We start from the raw sequence: 20,446 nt of genomic DNA on the forward strand, positions 1-20,446 counted from the left end.
TCTCTCAGGCTTGTAGCTTAACGGCTGGCCTATAATTCATCAAATGAATAGAATTAATTCATCTGGATAAACACTGTGCATATATCGAAAGTCGACCTGAATCTGTTCATCGTGCTGGAGGCCATCTACACCGAGGGCAGCATCACGCGCGCCAGTCAGAAGATGAATTTGACGCAGCCAGCCATCAGCCATGCGCTGAACCGCTTGCGGCAATTGTTCGACGATCCGCTGTTTGAGCGCCAGGGCCATGTGATGGTGGCGACGCCGCTGGCGCGCTCCATCATCGAACCGGTGCGGCGCGCGCTGCGCGGGTTTGAAGTGACCTTGAGCGGCGCGGCGCGCTTTGATGCCGCCAGCAGCGAGCGCGGTTTCTCGCTGGCCGTGCGCGACGTGCTGGAAGCGAGCGTGCTGCCGCCGCTGATGGCCGGCATCGCGCACGAGGCACCGTCGGCCACGCTGAACACCTTGCAGGTCAGCCGGCGCGAGCTGGAAAGCGAGCTGGCGGCCGGCACGCTGGACGCGGCCATCGATGTGCTGCTGCCGCTGTCGAACGACATCCGCCGCGCGCAACTGGCGGGGGACAAGACCGTGGTGCTGGTGCGGCGCGGCCATCCGCTGGTGAAGCGGCGCGCGCTGTCGCTGGAAACATATCTGCAACTGGAGCATATTCAAACCAGCTCGCGGCGGCGCGGACCGGGGCTGGAAGACGTGCAACTGAGCCGGCAAGGGCTGCAACGACGGATACGGCTGCGCTGCCAGCACTACTTCGCCGCCTGTCGCGTGGTAAGCGAAACCGATCTGGCGCTGACCATGCCCGAACGTCTGGCGCGCATCGTCAACCAGCAATTCAACAACCAGATCCTGCCGGTGCCGCTGGACATGCCGTCGCTGGACGTCTACCTCTACTGGCACGCCAACGTCGATATTGATCCTGCCAACACCTGGCTGCGCACGCAGGTCACCACCGCCATGCAGGCCGGCACCTGAGCGCTATCCCAATACCTGTTTCAGCGATTGCGCTTCCGGAAGCGCATCGCTCCAGGCGGCAAGCTGTTGCAGACTCGCCTTGGCCAGCTTGTTCCTGGCCGTCTTGGACAGAGGCCCGAACCGTTTCGTCAGCAGCCTCTCAAGCACCGCCGCCGCCCCCTCGGTGCGCCCCTGCTCCAACCCCTGCTCTAGCCCCTGCTCCAGTCCCTGCTCCAAGCCTTTCTTAACACCTTCTTCAAGGCCCTCCTGTCGGCCCGTTTTCAGACCGGCCCGCAAACCTTTCCGCCATCCCTTATCGATGAATGATTGCTCCAATGGGCTTATCCATTCCATGTTGCGCTCCTTTTCCCACAAACGTATAGCTCGCCAATAGCGCTCCTGATATGGCTCTGGCAAAGCCATCATCCAGTTAATCACTTTAAAGAAAACAAGTATGCGCCGTTTGCTCCTGACACGTTCGTACAACAGAATCGTCACATCCCACTTATCGGCGTAAAGCTTGTCGGCATCATGATGTGCCTGTTGCGTGCACAGATGGGCCAGCTTGACCAAGGCAAACGGATTGCGCGAAGCCAGCAAGATGTCCTCCCGACCTGCACCATCCAACAGTTTAGCCATGGGAAAGGAAACATCCACCGTCATTCCCAACATCTGCCGGTGGAAAGCATGCGGACGCCAATGAGGATCATCATCGGCCAGTAGCACCACGCTAATCGCGGGCCGTCTATATTCATCGGAAATTCGGAAGTTATAGGCCGTGATGCGCCGCGCCAGCGACGCGTTCCGTTGCGCTTGGATCTCCACATGAATCAACATCCATTCGCCATCGCGCAAGAAAACTTCGACCAGCATATCAGCGATCAAGACGTCCGGTGTGCCACTAAACCCCATGTTCGCGAATTCCTTGTCGCGGAAGCGTGGCCGTTTGGACCAATCGATCTGGGCGCAGACCTCGGGGAAAAAGAACGACATGAACGCGCGGAACGCCTGCGTCACGGCAGTTTTCCATGGCAGGTCATAGCGGGCGGGAGGCGCGGTGTTTGGCATCGAGCCAGTCTAATTGGAGGTCCCGTTGGCGTGCCTTGAGGAAACACAAGGGCAAGTCGCAAACCTAAATTTCCCGCATAAGCTTGCGCATTTTCATTCGTTCCAAAAGATTAAGTGTCTCGATAGACTGAGCTTCATTCGATAGTTCATAACCTGTTATGACAGGTTATGGCAAACATGAGTGAAGCCATGACTAATTTCCGTACTGTTGAGTTGTCCCCGGTGCCGCTGTACACGCAGGTCAAGGAAAACCTGCGCGAACGTATCCTTGACGGCACCTATCCCGCCCATGCCAAGCTGCCCGCCGAGAGCGAACTGAGCACCATTTTCGGCGTCAGCCGCATCACCGTGCGGCAGGCGCTAAGCGATCTGCAAAAGGAAGGCGTGATATTCAAGATCCCCGGCAAAGGCACGTTCGTCGCCAAGCCCAAGGCCTTCCAGCAACTGACCCAGCTCGAAGGCTTCGGCGAAGCCATGAGCCGCATGGGCTATGAAATCTACAACCAGGTCACCAGCCACAAGACCATCGCCGCCACGCCGCACGTCGCGCAGCAGCTCCAAGTCGCCGTCGGCACAGAGGTCACCGAGATCAAGCGCATCCGCCACCTGAACCGCGAACCGGTGTCGCTGGAAGTCACCTACCTCGCACAGGACATCGGCGAACGCCTGGCCCGGGAAGACCTGGCCACGCGCGACATCTTCCTGATCCTGGAAAACGACTACGGCATCCCGCTCGGCCGCGCCGACCTGCAAGTCGACGCCATCCTCGCCGACGACACGCTGGCCCACGCCCTGCGCGTGCAGCAAGGCAGCGCCGTGCTGCGCATCGAGCGCCTGACCCATCGCGCCGACGGCGCCCCGCTCGATTTCGAATACCTCTACTTCCGTGGCGACGCTTTCCAATATCGCCTGCAAATCAACCGCCGCCCATAGGAGCCGCAATGCAAACTCATATCGATACTGTCGACGTGCTGGTGATCGGCGGTGGCACCGCCGGCCCCATGGCCGCCGCCAAAGCCAAGGAAGCCAACCCGCAACTGCGCGTGCTGCTGCTGGAGAAAGCCCACGTCAAACGCAGCGGCGCCATCTCCATGGGCATGGATGGGCTGAACAACGCCATCGTCCCCGGCTTCGCCACGCCCGAGCAGTACGTGAAGGAGATCACCACCGCCAACGACGGCATCGTCAACCAGAAAACGGTGATGGCGTACGCCGAAAACAGCTACGCCATGATCGAGGAACTGGACCGCTGGGGCGTGAAGTTTGAAAAAGACGAAACCGGCGACTACGCCATGCGCAAGGTACACCACATGGGCACCTACGTGCTGCCCATGCCGGAAGGCCACGACATCAAGAAAGTGCTGTACCGCCGTCTGAAACGCCAGCGCGTCGAAATCACCAACCGCCTGGTCGCCACGCGACTGCTGTTGGGGGAAGACGGCAGCATCGCCGGCGCCATGGCTTTCGACTGCCGCACCGCCGACTTCCATGTGATCCGCGCCAAGACCGTGGTGCTGGCCACCGGCGCCGCCGGCCGTCTCGGCCTGCCCGCCTCCGGCTACCTGTTCGGCACTTACGAAAATCCGACCAACGCCGGCGATGGCTACAGCATGGCCTACCACGCCGGCGCCGAACTGTCGGGCATCGAATGCTTCCAGATCAACCCACTGATCAAGGACTACAACGGTCCCGCATGCGCCTACGTGACCGGCCCGTTCGGCGGCTTCACCACCAATAACAAGGGCGAACGCTTCATCGAGTGCGACTACTGGAGCGGCCAGATGATGCAGGAGTTTTACAACGAACTCCAGGGCGGCAACGGCCCGGTATTCCTCAAGCTCGATCACCTGGCCGAGGAAACCATCAGCACCATCGAAACCATTTTGCACACCAACGAACGTCCGAGCCGCGGACGCTTCCACGCCGGCCGCGGCACCGACTATCGCCAGCAGATGGTGGAGATGCATATCTCCGAGATCGGCCTATGCAGCGGTCACTCGGCATCCGGCGTATGGGTCAATGAGCGCGCCGAGACCACCGTGCCGGGACTGCACGCGGCCGGTGATCTGGCCTGCGTGCCGCACAACTACATGCTGGGCGCTTTCGTCTACGGCAAGCTGGCTGGCGAAGCCGCCGCCGAACGCTGTGCCGCCATCGAGTTGCCAGCGCTGGACGAAGCGCAGGTTGAAACCGAGCGAGCACGCGTATGGGCTCCTTTGAACCGCCCGGACGGCCTGCCGCCATCGCAAGTGGAATACAAACTGCGCCGCATGGTGAACGATTACCTGCAACCACCCAAGGTCACACGCAAGATGGAAATCGGCCTGAGCCGCTTTGAGGCCATCCGCAGCGATCTGGATCGGCTGTCCGCCACCAATCCGCACGAATTGATGCGGGCAATGGAAGTCCACGCCATCCGCGATTGCGCCGAGATGGCGGCGCGCGCCTCGCTGTATCGCACCGAGAGCCGCTGGGGCCTGTACCACAACCGCGTCGATCATCCGCAGCGCAATGACGACGAGTGGCTATGCCACGTGCAGGTGAAAAAGATAGCCGGTGGCATGCAATGCTTCAAGCGTCCGCTGGAGCCCTACATCATCGCCCTCGACGAAGAGGAGAAACAAGCTTACCAGCATCTGCGCATCCTGCGCGAGGCTGCATAAAGGAGAACGCCATGTCCATCGCCCATACACCCAGCAGCGTGCCGGTACGCGTCAACGACGCGCTGTGCATCGCCGACAAAGGCTGCACCGTCTGCGTCGACGTCTGCCCGCTCGACGTGCTGGCCATCGATTTCAGCAAAGGCAAGGCTTACATGAAGTTTGACGAATGCTGGTACTGCATGCCCTGCGAAAAAGACTGCCCGACCGGCGCGGTAACGGTCGATATCCCTTATCTATTACGATGAACTGGAGATTCACTATGGCTCTGCAACACAAACTGCTGGTCCTGCTGGCGACGCTGACTTTGAGCGCCGCCCAGGCAGAAACCATCCGCGTCGCCATCGGCACGCAAGACACGACCATCAACTGCGCCACCGGCGGCCTGCTGATCCGCGAGCTGAAACTGCTGGAAAAATACCTGCCGCACGACGGCAAGTACAAGGACGTGCAGTACGATATCCAATGGAAGAACTTCACTTCCGGTGCGCCGCTGACCAATGAGATGGTGGCAGGTAAGCTGGATATCGGTTCGATGGCCGACTTCCCCGGCTCCTTCAACGGCGCGGCCTTCGCCAAGGCCGGCAAGAAAAGCCTGTTCATCACGGTGCTGTCGGGCAGCGTGCAAGGCAGCGGCAATGGCATCGTGGTGCCAAAGGCTTCGCCGGTGCAGTCGCTGGCGGAATTGAAGGGCAAGACCATCTCCGTGCCTTTCGCCTCCACCGCGCACGGCATGCTGCTGCGCGCCATCAAGGCACAGGGCTGGGAGCTGGACAAGGACATCACGGTGGCGACGCAGGCGCCGGAAGTCGCCGGCTCGGCGCTGCAAGCCAACAAGATCGAAGCGCATGCGGACTTCGTGCCGTTCGCGGAATTATTCCCGCACCGCGGCTTCGCCCGCAAGATCTTCGACGGTTCGCAAGCGCAGGCGCCGACGCTGCACGGCAGTCTGGTGGACTCGGATTACGCGAAGAAGTATCCGGAGATTGTGACCGCCTTCCTGCGCGCCGCGATCGAGGCGGACCGCATCATCGCCGCAGAGCCGGAAAAGTACAGTGAGCTGATCGCCAAGGTGACCGGCATCGAGGCGGAAGTCGATTATCTGTTCCATGGCCCGCTTGGCCTGCAAACGCGCGACTTCACCTGGAAGCCTGAGTATCGCCAGGCCGTGAAGACGTCGATTGAGACTTTGCGCCTGATGAAGCGCACCGACAATGATCTCGATGTGAACGAGTTCATTGACGACACCTATATCCGCGCCGCCTTCAAGCAAGCCAACCTCGATTACGACGCCAGTCTGAAAAACTACAGCCGCCTGCCGCTGGTGGCCAAGGACGCCGGCACCGGCAAACCTATCACTGATTTCTCTCGCCTGACGCAGGTATGGGTGGCGGACGAGCCGCAGGTGCGCCACTACGCGACGGCGGACGCAGCCTTCGCCGCCGTGCGCAAGCTGGAAAAGGATGGCAAGAAGATCCGCGTGGTATATGCGCATGATCGCAACAGCGGCCTGAAACTGTTCGCCTACGATGCGTGGTTCGTGACGTCGAAAGGCGAGACCAGCGCCTTCCTGTCGAAAGCGTCGGCCGACGCATGGGCCAAGCAGCGCGGCGGCACCGCCATCAGCTACGCCGCCGCCCTCGCCGCCACTGCCGATCGCAAGCTGGCCAGCAAATAAGGACGTACGCCGATGAGTGCAAATCCAGTCGATAACCAGCCCGCCGCGCACGGCCAGTTCGGCGGCCCGGCGACCGGACGCCTGCGTGGCTGGCCGGGCGCAGACAACGCGCTGCGATGGGGGCTGCGGGCGGCTTCGCTGGCGGCATGCCTGCTGGCCTGGCAGTGGGCGGCGGCTGGCCGTATCAACCTTGGCCTGCTGACCTTCCAGAACGTGCCGCCGCCAACCGAGGTCGCGCAAGCCGCATGGGCGCTGCTGCATTCGCCCAAGCTGGCGGAGCACCTGCAAGCCAGTTTATGGCGCGTGTTCAGCGGCTTCACGGTGGCGGCGTTGGTCGGCATCGTGCTAGGCCTCGGCATCGGCCGCTGGAAGCGCTGGGAGGACGTGCTGATGCCGCCGCTGGAAATGCTGCGCCCCATCCCGGCCGTGGCCTGGATTCCACTGGCGATCCTGATGTTCCCGTCGTCGGAAATGTCGATGATCTTCATCACCTTCACCGGTGCGCTGTTCCCGATTTTGCTGAACACGGTGCACGGCGTAGAGCAGATCGACCCGCGCCTGATCGCATCGGCGCGCAGCCTTGGCGGCGGTTCGTGGGCCATCTTCCTTGAGGTGGTGCTGCCGGGCGCCGCCCCCAGCATCGTCACCGGCCTGTCGATCGGCATGGGCACCGCGTGGTTCTGCCTTGTGACGGCGGAGATGATCTCGGGCCAGTTCGGCATCGGCTATTACACCTGGGCGTCATACACGATTCAAAACTACGCCGATATCGTGGTCGGCATGCTGGTGATCGGCGCGCTGGGCATGGGCAGCAGTGTACTGGTCAAGCGCGCCGGACACGCACTGATGCCGTGGCATCAACAGGAGGGCAAAGCATGAGAGACGTGAACGAGGCTTTGGGCCGCATTGCGATTGACAAGTTGTCGCTGCGGGTTGGCGCCGGAGCGCAGGCGTTTGAGGCAGTGCAGGATGTATCGCTGACCGTGGCGCCGGGTGAATTCGTCTGCCTGTTGGGGCCATCGGGCTGCGGCAAATCCACGCTGCTGGGCGCACTGGCCGGGCATCTGCGACCCAGCAAAGGTGGCATTACGGTGGATGGCGTGGCGATCGATGGCCCGCATGCGGAGCGTGGACTGGTGTTCCAGCATCACACGCTGTTCCCGTGGCGGCGCGTGATCGACAACGTGGCCTTCGGCTTGAAGATGCAGGGCGTGGGCCGCAGTGAGCGTCGCCGCCGCGCTTTGGAGTTACTGGCCATGGTGGGCTTGCAGGATTTCGCCGAACACTATCCGGCGCAACTGTCCGGGGGCATGAAACAGCGGGTGGAGATCGCGCGGGTGCTGATCAATCATCCGCGCGTGATGCTGATGGACGAGCCGTTCGGCGCACTCGATGCGCAGACGCGCCTGATGATGCAGCAGTTGCTGTTGCAGCTGTGGGCGAAGATCCGCACCACCATCGTCTTCATCACGCACGATATCGACGAGGCGCTGTTCCTGGCCGACCGCATTCTGGTGATGAGCCCCCGCCCCGGCCGCATCATTGAAGAAATCAAGGTGGACTTCGCACGTCCGCGCGATGAAACGCTGGTGACGTCGGAGCATTTCACCCGCTTGAAGCGGCGCTGCTTGCAGTTGCTGCACCCGGCTACGGCTGAACTGCCCCTGGAGCGTTTATCGCCACTGGGCGCGGAACCTGCGCGCCAACTGCAATTTGCCATTTAAGGAAAGCATGAGCACTATTTTTGAAGAAGACGCCGAACTGGCGGAGTTGAACGAACGCTTGCAGCATCCGGACGGCGCGGTGCGTCGCATCGCCATTCTCGATCTGGCGGACCGCGATGGCGACGAGCATGCGCCGCTGTTCGTTGCAGCACTGCGCGACACCGATGCCGCCGTCCGCGCCGAAGCCGCGCGCGCCCTGGAGGCGTTTGAAAGCGCCGAGGGCGTGGCCGGCCTGGTCGCACTGCTGACCGATGAAGACGACGAAGTCCGCGCAGCCGCCGCACACACGCTCAGCGAATTAAAACAGGCGGAATCGGCCGCCGTACTGCTGCCGCATGCAGCGCATCCGGATGCCTTCGTCCGCATCGCGGTGCTGCGCGCGGTGCGCGAGCTACGTGCGGCAGGCAGCTTCGCCCCCGCGTTGGTAGCCCTCGACGACGACGACGCCGCCGTGCGCCGTGAAGCGGTCGCCGTGCTGGGCTACCTCAAGCAGGCAGACGCCCTGCCCGCCCTCACCCGCCTGGTGAGCCACGACCCCGACGCCGAAGTCCGCCGCGCCGCCGCCGGCGCCATCGGCTACGCCACCAGCCACGCGCCCGCAGCGCCCGCTGCCCTCGCCGCGCTGCTTGACGGGCTGCGCGACGCGGCCTGGCAGGTGCGCGAGGAAGCCGCCACCACGCTGGGCAAACTCGCCCTGCCGGCCGACGGCGCGCAACAAGCCGGCGCCGCCCTCATCGCTTCCCTGGAGGACGCCTACTGGCAGGTCCGCCTGCGCGCCGCCCGCAGCCTGGGTCGCCTGCGCCACACGCCCGCACTCGATGCATTGGTCGCCACGCTCACGCACACCATCAGCAACCTGCGCAAGGAAGCCGCGTTGGCCTTGGGCGAATTGGGCGATGCCGCCGCCATCCCTGCGCTCAGCATCACCGCCGACGACAGCGATCCCGAAGTCCGCAAATCGGCCCGCCTGGCGCTGACGCAAATCCAGGGCGCACAACGATGAGCGACTATCCACGAGAAATCGTCAACAACCTGCAAAGCCGCATGCTGGATATCATTTGGGAAGATGGCTCGGCGCAGCAGCTGCCGCATGCCACACTGCGCGCGCAATGCAAATGCACGGTGTGCCAATCCAATCGCCTGTTGGCCATAGCGACAGAAATCACGCCGGATCTGCGCATCGACGACATCCGCCAGATCGGCGTCTACGGTGTACAACTGGTGTTCAGCGATGGCCACGAGCGCGGCATCTACCCGTGGCCCTACCTGCGCGAGCTAGCCTGACAAGCCGGCTTCGCGCCGGCGGCCAGCTCGCGCACGGCTTTCGAAATGTCGGCGCCGACGCGCGCCACGGCCCGGCGATGACCGGCCACCAGCTCATCATAGCCTGCACCCACCGTCTCCTGCGCCACGCTGCGGCAGGTCAGCACCTGCGTGCCGCCAACCAGCCGCACGCTCCACACCGCGTCGATCAGGGCGTACTGGCCGGGCGCGGATTCAAAACGCTGCACATTGGTGCTGATACGGTACACCGGCGCCTTGTCCGGCGTCGGCGTGCGGAATACATCGATGGTGCCCAACTCACCGGAAATCGCCAGCGAAAGCGCCTGCCCTATCTCCGCCGAGGGCGGCGACACCCAGCGCTCCTGCTCCAGCAGGTCCACCCGCCCGGCGCCGCTAGTCACCACCAGCTGATTGCGCGCCACCTGCGGCGGCACCGTCACCGCCGGCAGCTCGATGTAATAGGCCGGTGCCGGCTGCGCCGCTGTTCCCGCCGCCGCACCGCTCGCGCCGGACTGGCCTGCGCCTGCCGTGCCTCCGGCGGCCCCCATGCCAACGCTCAAGCTGTAAAACCGCTCCGGCGGCGCGCTCGCGCAACCTGCCATCAACACCATCGCCGCCACGCCGATCGCCCGCATCATTTATGCTCTCCTTTTTTCTCCTGCTTGCCACGTATCAGCGACTCCGGATGCCGCTCCAGATAATCCGACAGCGCGTTCAGCGACTGCAAGGTCTGCGTCAGCTGCTGCAAGGCCTCGCGCAGATCCGACTGCACCGGCGAATCCTTCTGCAACAGCTGATCCGCTTCATTGAACGTCTTGCGCGCCGCTGCCAGCGTGCCCTTCATCTCCGGCACCACCTGCGCATCCAGCTGCTTCATCAGCACATCCACACTCTTCAAGGTATCGCGCAGATTCTTGCCGATCTCCTCGAACGGCACCTTGTCCAGCTTGCGGGCGATGCTTGAAATCTGCGTCTGCAATTCATCCAGGCTGTTAGGCACCGTCGGCACCTCCGGCACCTCCGCCGACAAGTCCACTCTGGCCGGCGCCGCATTCGGGAAGAAATCCAGTGCCACATACAACTGCCCGGTCAGCAGATTCCCGGTCCGCAGTTGCCCGCGCAAGCCGCGTGCGACCAGACGCTCCAGCACCTGCGGGCCGGCCTGCTCGTTCGCCACCGTCTGTGCAAAACTCCTCCCCAGCCGTGCCGGATACATATCCACTGTCACCGGCATGCGGAAATTCTTCTTCACCGGATCGAACTCCACGCCGACCGACCGTACCTCGCCCATCACGATACCGCGAAAATCCACCGGCGCACCCGGTGACAAGCCGCGCAAGGACTGGTCGAAATACAGCACCGTCGTAATCGGCACACCGTCCGGTTCGCGCAGCGCGCTGGCCTGATCGGCCGCCAGCGCGAACTCGGCGCCCGCCGGCGCCACGGCGGACGGTTTCTGCCCGCTCGCTGACTCAAACGCAATCCCGCCCACCAGCAAAGCCGCCAGCGATTGTGTGTTCACCTTGAAGCCGCTGGAATCCAGCCGTAAATCCACGCCGCTGGCATGCCACCAGCGCGTGTTCTTGCCCACATACTGGTCGTAAGGCGCGCTGACAAACACCGACATCCGCACACCGCGTCCCTTCTCCTCCAGATCGAAGCCTGTCACCTGCCCGACCTGTATGCGGCGGTAGAAAATCGGCGAGCCGACGTCGATGGAACCAAGCGTGTCGCCATGCAGCGTATAAGCCGTCCCCTTTTCATCGCGCGTCACCTGCGGCGGTTTTTCCAGCCCGGTGAAATCGGTCTTGGTCTCCTCCGACTTGCCCGCATCCACGCCAATGTAAGAACCGGACAACAGCGTATTCAAGCCGGACACGCCACTGGCGCCGATGCGCGGCTTGACCACCCAGAAGCGCGTATCGGCCGCCGTGAAGCGCTTGGCGTCCTTGCTCATGTCGATGGTGACCAGCACCCGCGACAAGTCCTTGGCCAGCGAAATCGAGCGCACCAGGCCGATATCCACATCCTTGTATTTCACCTTGGTCTTGCCGGGCTCCAGCCCATCGGCGCTGCGGAAGCTGACGATCACCGTCGGCCCCTGGTCCAGCACCGACTTGACCACCAGCGTCAGGCCGATCAGCGCCGCCAGCAAGGGAATCAGCCACACCAGGGACGGCAGCCAGCGGCTGGCCTTTTCCACGTTCGGTTCCGGCAGCGGCGGCGCACCGCTCTCGTTTTCAGACATGCTTCTCTCCATGTGTATCGATGGGGTCCCAGATCAGGCGGGGATCGAATTGCATAGACGCGATCATGGTCAGCACCACCACCGCGCAAAACGCCAGCGCGCCAGGACCGGCGGTAATCACCGCCAGCGACTGGAAGCGCACCAGCGCCACCGTCAGCGTAATGACGAAAATATCCAGCATCGACCAGCGGCCGACAAATTCAACAATCCGATACAGGACCGTGCGCTGCATCGGCCGCCAGCGCGAGCGCCGCTGCGCGGTCCATGCCAGCAAAGCCAGGGCGGCCAGCTTCAACACCGGCACCACGATGCTGGCGATGAAAATAATCGCCGCCAGCGCCGGCGAACCGCTGGTCCAGAAGTAGACCACGCCGCTGATGATGGTGTCGTCCTCCTTGCCGAACAGCGAATGGGTGTACATCACCGGCAGCAGATTGGCGGGAATGTAGAGTATCGCCGCCGCCAGCAGGAAGGCCCAGGTGCGGCCGACGCTGTCCGGATGGCGGCGATGCAGTCGCGCGCCGCAACGGGCGCAATACTGGTGCCGCACCGTGTATTTGAGCGACTCCACCAGCCCGCAGCTGTGGCAGGCCAGCAGCGGCACGCCCTTGGCCAGCGCCGCGTAGCGGAAAGGCTGCTGCGCCACACGGCGCGGCCCCGGCAAATGCTCGCCGATATTCCACAGTATCCTTGGATCGAAGGAGACCACGATCGCCAGCATCAGCGTCAGCGCGCCAAACGCAAACAGGCCGGGTTGCACCACCACCTGCGCCAGGCTGGTCATCTTCACAATCGTGATCAGGATGCCGATCATCAGCACCTCGGTCATGCCCCAGCGCCGCGCCAGCCCGACGGCACGCAGCAAATGATCGAAGCCCGGCGGCCGCTGGCCGCTGCGCAGCGACAGGGTCACGTACAGCAGCGACCCCAGTTCCACCGCCGGCAGCAGGATGGTGAAGACAAACACAATCGCCGCCACCAGTTGCATCTGCTCCGTCCACAGTACGCGGATCGCGCCCAGCAGCGTGGCGCTGGTGCTGTAGCCGGCTACCTCCAGCTCGACGATAGGGAAAAACTGCGCGATCAGGAAGGTGAACACGGCCCCCAGCGTGATAGCCGCCATGCGGCTGGCGTCCGAATGGATGCCCCGATACAGGACCGAGCGGCAGCGCACGCAGCGCGCCTTCTCGCGCGGGCGCACCGGTCGGCGTTGATGCAACACACCGCAATCGTGGCAGCTGATTAAATCATATCGATGCACTGGCTGGCTCCATAATGGATCATATAATACGGCAAAGCCGGATCGGCTATCATAGAGCACGATTTCACCCCGGAGACAGCCCATGCCCCTGCGGCGGACAGCGTTGTTAATCCTTGCCTTGATCCTTCCTGCGCACTCGCCGGCGCAAGGCCCGGACACGCTGATCTTCGGCACCACCCACGAACGCAATTCCTTCGCTTACGCCTACAGTACGGAATACCTGCAACAGCTATGCGCGGAGATCCGCCAGCGCTGCCTGTTGCAAAGCCTGCCGGGACGCCGTGGCGCCGCCATGCTGGCCGACGGCAGCATCGCCGGTGAACTGGGACGGGTACGCGACTACAAGGAAAAGCATCCTGAGTACCAGCGCGTGGAAGAGCCCTTCATCACCCTGCGCACTTTTATGTTCACGCGGACTGGCTGGTCGCCGGTCAACAACTGGGCGGAGGTGACGGCCAAGGTGAACACGGTGAGCTACCAGCGCGGCGTCTACTATTATCAGAAACGGCTGGAAGCATTGCAGCCACGCGTACAGCCGCACGATGTACAAACCGTGGCCGCCTGTTTGCAGATGGTGCTGAATGGCCGCGACCAGGCCTGCCTGTTCGACGATGGCGCCATCGGCGCCGATTCGAAGACGCTGCTACCGCAAGGGATGCTCGGCCAGCCGCTGGATGAGCTCCAGCTCTACATCTATCTCGGCAGGGACTACGCCGTGCTGGCGCCGTCCATCACCGATGCGGTCAGGCGCCTCAATGCGCACGGGCTGAAGACCCGGCTGCGCAAGAAGCACTTTACTTTGCCTTGACGCTGGACGGAAGCTGCTGGAAGTCGTCGGTCTGTTCCAGTATTTGCCAGGTAGCCATCAACGCCGGCGGCGGCGCGATCAGCTTGCGCGCTTCCAGATCCAGCCAGCCGCCGGTGCTGTTCACGCGCGCGGCCAGCTTGCCGTCCGGGCGGATGATGTCGGAACGCAGAATCCAGCGGCTGCCGTCTTCCGCCAGCCCGGCCAGTGCCAGCGTGACGGTGATCTCCTCCAGCAGCAGCACTTCCTTGACGTAGCCGATTTCGTCCTTCATCACCACCGGGCCAATGTTCAGGCGCATGAATTCACTCATGGGGAAGCCATGCTCGGACAGGAACAGCATGCGCACATCGCCGGCTTTGTCGAGGAAAGCGGTATTGCGCATATGGCTGTTAAAGTCCATGTCGCCCCAGCCTGCCATCAGCTTTTTAGAAAACATCTCACGCTCCAAGGAAGTCGAATAAGGTGCATGCTACCACCTTCGTCGCCTTGCGCAGATCCTCCAGATTAAGACGTTCATCGGCCTTCTTGGCGTTGGACTCGGGCACGGTGCGCGGACCGGCGCCATACAGCACCGCCGGGATGCCATGCTCGCCGTACAGGCGCGCGTCGGCATACAGCGGCGTGCCCTGCGCCGGGATCTTTTCGCCGATGAAGGTTTGCGCGTTCCGCTGGATGCTGTCCACCAGCTTTTCCGTGCCCGGACGTTCGCGCAGCGCATGCGACAGCAGCAAGCGCTTGATCTCCAGCGTGATGCCGGGAACACCCCGCACCGCGTCCTCGATCAGCGCGCACACCTGCGCTTCCACTTCCGCCGGGTCTTCTTCCGGGATCATGCGGCGGTCCATCTTCAGCACCACTTTGCCCGGCACCACATTGGTGTTGGTGCCGCCGTCGATGCGCCCCACCAGCATGGTCGGCGAATCGATGCCGGCGATTTTCGATTTGATCTTTTTCAGCTCCGGCAACTGGCCGTAGATGGCGTTCAGGATGCGTGTGGCGGCCTGCAACGCATCATGACCGGTTTCCGGCATGGCGCCGTGGCCGGACTTGCCGTGCACCGTGATCTCCAACTGCAAACAGGCGTTGTGCGCGGTGACGATGTTGTAGCTGAAGCCCGCCGCGATCACGTAATCGGGTTTGGTGAGCTTTTGCTCCAGCAGCCACCCCGGCCCGAGCAGGCCGCCGAATTCCTCGTCGTAGGTGAAGTGCAGTTCCAGCCCGCCCTTGAGCGGTACGCCCAATGCTTCCAATGCGCGCACGGCGAAGATATAGGTGGCGAAATCGCATTTGGACACCGCCGCCGCGCGGCCGTAGATAAAGCCGTTATCGACCACGCCGCCGTATGGCGGATAGGTCCAGTTGTCGCCCGGCGGCACCACGTCGCCATGCGCATTCAGCGCCACGGTAGGACCGCCCGCCGCGTAAGGACGGCGTACGATCAGGTTGGTGATGCTCTCCATACCGTAATCGCGCACGGTTTGCTCCGGCACGGCGTGCTTCTCGGCGGTCCAGCCGTAGGCCTTGACCAGATCGGCCACCACCTCGGCGTGCGGTGCGTTATTGCCGGGTGGCGTATCGGTCGGCACACGCAGCAGCTGTTGCAGCACGCCGACTTCCTCGTCAAAGTGGGCGTCGATCCATTGCGCCAGTTTTTCCTTGCTCATTTTGAGTTCCTTCATTTAGCGCCGGATTCATACCAGGCGGCGATTTGCGCGCGCTCGGCGTCGGTCATATTGGTCAGGTTAGCCAGCGGCATGGCCTTGGTCTGCACTACCTGCCTGTAGATTTTTTCCGCATTCTGGTGGATCTGATCCGCCGTGTCGAAGGCCACGCCCAGCGGCGCGGCCGCGAAGCCGGGTTGCGTTGGATGCGCCGCATGGCACGCCAGGCAGCGCGCATCGATCACCGCCTTCACCTTGGTGAAGGCCGCCGCCGGATCGGCCGCAGACGCCGTCGCTACCGGCTTGGGCGGCGCAATCGCCACCGCCACGGCGGCAAGCAGGGCAACGCCAATCGCCGGATAACGCCACTCCACGCGCCCCTTGTGGCGCAAGTTGAAGAAGTGGCGAATGAAAACGCCCGCCGCCATGATGAAGGCCAGCACCAGCCACGCATGCTCGTTCCGGTAAGTCATCGCGTAGTGGTTGCTGATCATGATGAACAGCACCGGCAGCGTGAAGTAGTTATTGTGGACGCTGCGCTGCTTGGCTTTCTGGCCGTGCACCGGGTCCGGCATGCGGCCGGCCGACATGGCTTCCACCATCTTGCGCTGGCCGGGGATAATCAGCATCAGCACATTGCCGACCATGATGGTGCCGATCAGCGCACCGATGTGGATATAGGCCGCGCGCCCGCTCAGCACATGCGTGAGCCCATACGCGGCACCAACGATCAGCGCGAAGATCACCACGCCGAACGCCGCATCGTGCTTGCCCAGCGGGGAGCGGCACAGCAGGTCGTACACGGTCCAACCGACAACCAGCGTGCCGACGCCGATGCCCACCGCTTGCAGGCTGCTGAGGTCCGCCACCGATTTATCGATCATCATGGCCTGCGCGTTGAAGTAGTAAGCGATGGTCAGCAGCGCGATGCCGGACAGCCAGGTGGAATACGCTTCCCATTTAAACCAGTGCAGCTCCTTCGGCAGTTCGGCCGGCGCCACCAGATACTTTTGCGGATTATAGAAACCGCCGCCATGCACCGCCCACAGCTCGCCCGACACGCCCTTCTTCGCAAGCTCCGATCCCGGCGCCGGCGGGCGAATCGAATTATCCAGCCACACAAAGTAGAACGACGCACCTATCCAGGCGATGCCGGTGATGATGTGCAGCCAGCGCACGAGGAGGTTGGCCCATTCAAGGCCGTACGGGATCAGGTATTCCATGTAGTTTGCAAGGTCAAAGATGTGGCTAATTTACAGAAGATAAACGGATTTGATTCCTGCCACATGAACATTGGAGTATATTAGACATATTCGATTCCGTATAAAACATTCGCCCTCATGTCCGCCTTGCCGCAACACCTGGACCTCCACCTGATCCGCATTCTCTACCTGCTGCTGGTCGAGAAAAACGTCTCCCGCGTCGCCCTCAAGCTGAATCAACCGCAGCCCTCGATCTCGGCATCGCTGCGCAAGCTGCGCGAGCTGACCGGCGATCCGCTTCTGGTGCGCGGCGCGCGCGGCATGGTGCCGACCCAGCACGGTGAAAGCCTGCTTGCACCAGCAAAGCGCATTCTCGACGAAACCGAGAACCTGTTTTTGAAGAAGGCACCTTTCGTGCCACAGGAGGAAGCGCGTACTTTTCACGTGGCCGCGCCGGATTATCTGGACAGCCAGTTCCTGCCTAATTTAGTGGCGCTGCTGCGGCGCGGCTCGCCCAACAGCCGTGTGAAAATCCACGGCCTCGGTCCCGGCGTGGATTACGTGCGCCTGCTGTCGGATGGAGACATGGACCTGGTCATCGCCAACTGGGACGAGCCGCCCGAGCACCTGCACATGTCCAAGCTGTTCGAGGACCCCATCATCTGCGTGATGCGTGCCGACTGCCCATATGCGCTGCGCACCGCCAGTGACAGGATGACGATGGACGACTACCTCACGCTGCCTCACGTCGCGCCCACGCAAATCCTGCCCGGCTACCACGGCGTGATCGATGATTATCTTGAGCGCCAGGGCCTGCAACGCAACGTGATGGTGGAATCGGCCTATTTCGGCCTGATCCCCAACATGCTGGCGCAGACCGACCTGGTACTGACCACCGGCAGCCAGTTCGTGCGCCACTACGAAAAACAGATGCCGCTCAAAACCTACCATGTGCCGGTGAAGTTCCCGCCGATGCGCTTCTACCAGCTGTGGCACGAACGCGTGCATCAGGCGCCGGAGCACAAGTGGCTGCGCGAGCAGGTGGCTGCGGCGGCCAAGTCGCTGTCGCAAAAATAGGCGCAGTCTTATAAAGCTTAGGCCATACCGCATATATCGCGGCGGCGTCGGCACGTTATGATGGAAGCCATGATGACCACACTCTCCGACCTCAATAGCTGCGACACCGCCACCTTCATCGACCGCCTGCGCGGCATCTACGAGCATTCGCCGTGGATACCGGAGCGTGCCGCCTCCCGGCGCCCCTTCGCCAACGAGACCGCGCTGAAGCTGGCCTTGCAGGCCGTGGTCAGCGCCGCCACGCTGGATGAACAACTGGGCCTGATCCGCGCCCACCCTGAACTGGCGGGCAAGGCCGCCGTCGCCGGCCAGTTGACCGCCGAATCCACCAACGAGCAAGCCAAGTCCGGCCTGCACCTTTGCAGTGCGGAGGAATTCGCGACGCTGCACCAGCTGAACGCGGACTACAACGCCAGGTTCGGCTTCCCCTTCATCCTCGCCGTCAAAGGCCCGACCGGACAAGGGCTGACGCGCCAGAGCATCATCGCCACCTTCACGCGCCGCCTGAAAAATCAGCGCGCCGATGAAATCGCCGAATGCCTCCGCCAGATCAAGCGCATCGCCGAAATCCGCCTGAACGACCTGCTGTCGGTACAGCTGGAGTTCGGGCCTGCCGTCATGCAGTGGAGCGAGGAACTGGCTGCATGGAGCGACGAGAGCGACGCCCTCACCTGCGCCTACATGACGCCTGCGCATCGCCAGACCGCCGCACAGCTGCTGGAGTGGATGCGGGCGGCCGGCATGGAAGCGCACATCGACGCAGTCGGCAATGTGGTCGGCATCTACCGCTCTGACGCGCCGAATGCCAAAACGCTGATGACCGGATCGCATTACGACACCGTGCGCAACGGCGGCAAGTACGACGGCCGCCTCGGCATCCTGCTGCCGATCGCCATCGTGCGCCACCTGCATCAGCGCGGGGAGAAGCTGCCGTTTAATTTTGAAGTCGTCGGCTTTGCGGAAGAGGAAGGCGTGCGTTTCAAGAGCACTTTCCTCGGCAGCACCGCCGTGACGGGCCGCTTTGATCTCGCCCTGCTGGACCAGACCGACGCCGATGGCGTCAGCATGCGCGATGCGCTGCTGGCCGCCGGCCACGACGTGTCCCGCATCTCCGCGATCGCGCGCAATCCGGCCGACCTGCTGGGCTTTGTGGAAGTCCATATCGAACAAGGCCCGGTGCTGCTGGAACGCGACCTGGCGCTGGGCGTGGTGACGGCGATAGCCGGCAGTTCACGCTATCTGGTCGACCTGACCGGACTGGCCAGCCATGCAGGCACCACGCCGATGAGCATGCGCAGGGACGCAGCCGCTGCGGCGGCAGAAATCGTGCTGCTGGTCGAACAGCGCTGCGCGCAGGCGCCGTCGCTGGTCGGCACGGTCGGCCAGTTGCAGGTGCCAGGTGGTTCGGTCAATGTGATTCCCGGCGCCTGCAATCTGTCGCTCGACATCCGCGCCGCCGACGATGCCGTTCGCCTCGCGACCGTGCAGGATGTCCTGGACGGCATCGCCGCCATCTGCGCCCGCCGCCAGATTGAATGCAACGTACAAAAAATCGTCGACGCCAGCGCCGCGCCATGCGCGCCACGCCTGATGCGGCAGTTCGGCGACGCCATCGAGCGCGCCGGCCTGCCGCGCTTTGACCTGCTGTCCGGCGCCGGCCACGATGCCATGGCCATGGCCGCCATCACCGATGTCGCCATGCTGTTCACACGCTGCGGCAACGGCGGCATCAGCCACAATCCGCTGGAAACCATGACCGCCGACGACGCCGACATCGCCGCCCGCGTGCTGCTGGATTTCCTGCGTCGTTATAAGGCCTGATCCCGTACGTACTGGCGCGGTGAACAACCCATTACGCGCTTGAAGGCGGTGCTGAACGCGCTGTCGGACTCGTAGCCCAGTTGTTGCGAAATCACGGACACCGGCTGGCTGGAATGCACCAGCCGGTCCCCCGCCAGCAGCATGCGCCAGCGCGTCAGGTATTCCATTGGCGATGTACCGACTGTTTGCTTGAACTTTAGCGCCAGCGTGGAGCGCGACATGCCCACGTGCTGCGCCAGCGCCCCCAGCGTCCAGCGCTGCGCTGGATCGGCATGCAGCGCGCCGATGGCGCCACCGATCCGCGGATCGGCCAGGGCATAAAGCCAGCCCACACCGCCGCCAGCCTCCTCCGCCAGCACCAACCGCAATGCCTGCACCAGCATCATGTGCGCCATGTGCTGGGCTATCAGCGTATGGCCGGGCCGCTGTTCACGCAGCTCCGTCGCCAGGCGCTGCAAGGACCAGCGCAAAGTCTCGCGATCCGACTCCTTGTGCACGTGCGCGATCGGCGGCAAGGCCTCCAGCAAGATGCCGGTGTGCTTGCCGTTGAAGACAAAGTGGCCGCCGACCAGCAGGCAGCTGCCGCCATCGTTGATGACGCCAATGCCGCCAAGACGCCGCTGCCGCAGCACCTCCAGCGCATTCACGCTTGGCAGGGACAGGTCGCTGGCCAGGCGGAACGGACGGCCGCGCGGCAGCAGGAAACAGTCGCCGGTCCTCAGATGCACCGGCTCCTCCACGCCATCCACCGCCAGCCAGCACTGGCCTGAGACGATGGCATAGCACTTGATGCCGTCGTGCTGATGGAACTGTAGCGCCCATTCTCCGCCCACATCAAAGCCGCCGGCGACATAGCTGCGTGGCTTGAGCAGGGAGAGAACATCTGATAACGGGTCCATGATTTTCGGACGATCGCGAGGAAAATATGGATTCTACAGCATGGATCGTCCGGGCGCACACCACTATCATGCTCCCATCTGAACAAGGA

The 20,446-nt window shown here is 63.0% G+C and carries 20 protein-coding genes; 12 read left to right on the top strand and 8 right to left on the bottom strand.

The window, feature by feature from the left end; genetic code table 11:
• The first annotated feature begins 75 nt into the window (after positions 1–75).
• The gene (locus GM676_RS06435) at positions 76–987 is read left to right on the top strand and encodes a LysR family transcriptional regulator (RefSeq protein WP_371866132.1); all 912 of its coding nucleotides are present in this window, start codon (positions 76–78) and stop codon (positions 985–987) included.
• A gap of 3 nt (positions 988–990) precedes the next feature.
• Here GM676_RS06435 and GM676_RS32750 read toward each other — a convergent pair whose 3' ends face one another.
• A complete protein-coding gene (locus GM676_RS32750) occupies positions 991–1,983 on the bottom strand; it encodes a DUF4351 domain-containing protein (RefSeq protein WP_170304237.1) in 993 nt (330 codons plus the stop codon).
• Between the two features lie 240 nt (positions 1,984–2,223).
• Between GM676_RS32750 and GM676_RS06445 the strand changes: the two genes are divergently transcribed.
• The 8 genes from GM676_RS06445 to GM676_RS06480 are packed head-to-tail and all read left to right on the top strand — an operon-like array spanning position 2,224 to position 9,380.
• Complete coding sequence (locus tag GM676_RS06445) at positions 2,224–2,967, top strand: GntR family transcriptional regulator (RefSeq protein WP_155462608.1); 744 nt, start codon at positions 2,224–2,226, stop codon at positions 2,965–2,967.
• A gap of 8 nt (positions 2,968–2,975) precedes the next feature.
• Entirely contained in the window at positions 2,976–4,697 is a 1,722-nt protein-coding gene (locus GM676_RS06450) for a fumarate reductase/succinate dehydrogenase flavoprotein subunit (RefSeq protein ID WP_155462609.1), read from the top strand.
• 11 nt (positions 4,698–4,708) lie between these two features.
• Positions 4,709–4,942, top strand: coding sequence for a 4Fe-4S dicluster domain-containing protein (locus GM676_RS06455; protein WP_155462610.1), 234 nt, complete (start codon positions 4,709–4,711; stop codon positions 4,940–4,942).
• 14 nt (positions 4,943–4,956) lie between these two features.
• Entirely contained in the window at positions 4,957–6,372 is a 1,416-nt protein-coding gene (locus GM676_RS06460) for an ABC transporter substrate-binding protein (protein ID WP_155462611.1), read from the top strand.
• Between the two features lie 12 nt (positions 6,373–6,384).
• Positions 6,385–7,251, top strand: a complete 867-nt coding sequence (locus GM676_RS06465) for an ABC transporter permease (protein WP_229262564.1) — start codon at positions 6,385–6,387, stop codon at positions 7,249–7,251.
• Positions 7,248–8,096 (top strand): ABC transporter ATP-binding protein, encoded by an 849-nt coding sequence (locus GM676_RS06470; protein ID WP_155462612.1) that lies wholly within the window; start codon positions 7,248–7,250, stop codon positions 8,094–8,096. Before GM676_RS06465 ends, GM676_RS06470 begins: the two co-directional genes overlap by 4 nt.
• A 7-nt stretch (positions 8,097–8,103) precedes the next feature.
• Positions 8,104–9,099: a HEAT repeat domain-containing protein gene (locus tag GM676_RS06475; protein WP_155462613.1), complete on the top strand. Its 996-nt coding sequence runs from the start codon at positions 8,104–8,106 to the stop codon at positions 9,097–9,099.
• Positions 9,096–9,380 carry a DUF971 domain-containing protein gene (locus GM676_RS06480; protein WP_155462614.1) on the top strand — a complete coding sequence of 95 codons (285 nt, stop codon included), beginning with the start codon at positions 9,096–9,098 and terminating at the stop codon, positions 9,378–9,380. Before GM676_RS06475 ends, GM676_RS06480 begins: the two co-directional genes overlap by 4 nt.
• Here GM676_RS06480 and GM676_RS06485 read toward each other — a convergent pair.
• From GM676_RS06485 to GM676_RS06495, 3 genes are read right to left on the bottom strand one after another with little or no spacing between them, the layout of a single operon-like run.
• A complete protein-coding gene (locus tag GM676_RS06485; RefSeq protein WP_155462615.1) occupies positions 9,359–10,018 on the bottom strand; it encodes a PqiC family protein in 660 nt (219 codons plus the stop codon). The two genes, GM676_RS06480 and GM676_RS06485, sit on opposite strands and share 22 nt — an antisense overlap.
• The gene (locus GM676_RS06490) at positions 10,015–11,628 is read right to left on the bottom strand and encodes a PqiB family protein (protein ID WP_155462616.1); all 1,614 of its coding nucleotides are present in this window, start codon (positions 11,626–11,628) and stop codon (positions 10,015–10,017) included. Before GM676_RS06490 ends, GM676_RS06485 begins: the two co-directional genes overlap by 4 nt.
• The gene (locus tag GM676_RS06495) at positions 11,621–12,889 is read right to left on the bottom strand and encodes a paraquat-inducible protein A (protein ID WP_371866133.1); all 1,269 of its coding nucleotides are present in this window, start codon (positions 12,887–12,889) and stop codon (positions 11,621–11,623) included. The genes GM676_RS06490 and GM676_RS06495 overlap by 8 nt, the downstream gene beginning before the upstream one ends.
• A gap of 118 nt (positions 12,890–13,007) precedes the next feature.
• Between GM676_RS06495 and GM676_RS06500 the strand changes: the two genes are divergently transcribed.
• Positions 13,008–13,697, top strand: coding sequence for a transporter substrate-binding domain-containing protein (locus GM676_RS06500; protein WP_155462618.1), 690 nt, complete (start codon positions 13,008–13,010; stop codon positions 13,695–13,697).
• On the opposite strand, the gene GM676_RS06505 is transcribed toward GM676_RS06500, so the two are convergent.
• Genes GM676_RS06505 through GM676_RS06515 form a run of 3 tightly spaced genes read right to left on the bottom strand, consistent with a single transcriptional unit; the run spans position 13,684 to position 16,581 of the window.
• On the bottom strand, positions 13,684–14,133 hold the full coding sequence (locus GM676_RS06505; protein ID WP_155462619.1) for a thioesterase family protein: 450 nt from the start codon (positions 14,131–14,133) through the stop codon (positions 13,684–13,686). The two genes, GM676_RS06500 and GM676_RS06505, sit on opposite strands and share 14 nt — an antisense overlap.
• A 1-nt stretch (position 14,134) precedes the next feature.
• A complete protein-coding gene (locus tag GM676_RS06510; protein WP_155462620.1) occupies positions 14,135–15,361 on the bottom strand; it encodes a M20/M25/M40 family metallo-hydrolase in 1,227 nt (408 codons plus the stop codon).
• A gap of 11 nt (positions 15,362–15,372) precedes the next feature.
• On the bottom strand, positions 15,373–16,581 hold the full coding sequence (locus GM676_RS06515; protein ID WP_155462621.1) for a urate hydroxylase PuuD: 1,209 nt from the start codon (positions 16,579–16,581) through the stop codon (positions 15,373–15,375).
• A gap of 117 nt (positions 16,582–16,698) precedes the next feature.
• On the opposite strand from GM676_RS06515, the gene GM676_RS06520 reads away from it, so the two are divergent.
• Both GM676_RS06520 and GM676_RS06525 read left to right on the top strand, forming a co-directional pair.
• Positions 16,699–17,637: a LysR substrate-binding domain-containing protein gene (locus tag GM676_RS06520; RefSeq protein ID WP_155462622.1), complete on the top strand. Its 939-nt coding sequence runs from the start codon at positions 16,699–16,701 to the stop codon at positions 17,635–17,637.
• Positions 17,638–17,709: 72 nt separating this feature from the next.
• Positions 17,710–19,458, top strand: a complete 1,749-nt coding sequence (locus GM676_RS06525; RefSeq protein ID WP_155462754.1) for an allantoate amidohydrolase — start codon at positions 17,710–17,712, stop codon at positions 19,456–19,458.
• On the opposite strand, the gene GM676_RS06530 is transcribed toward GM676_RS06525, so the two are convergent.
• Positions 19,446–20,357 (bottom strand): AraC family transcriptional regulator, encoded by a 912-nt coding sequence (locus GM676_RS06530; RefSeq protein ID WP_155462623.1) that lies wholly within the window; start codon positions 20,355–20,357, stop codon positions 19,446–19,448. The two genes, GM676_RS06525 and GM676_RS06530, sit on opposite strands and share 13 nt — an antisense overlap.
• Positions 20,358–20,446: the final 89 nt, after the last annotated feature.

Source organism: Duganella radicis (genome assembly GCF_009720825.1).
Lineage (GTDB): Bacteria > Pseudomonadota > Gammaproteobacteria > Burkholderiales > Burkholderiaceae_D > Rugamonas > Rugamonas radicis.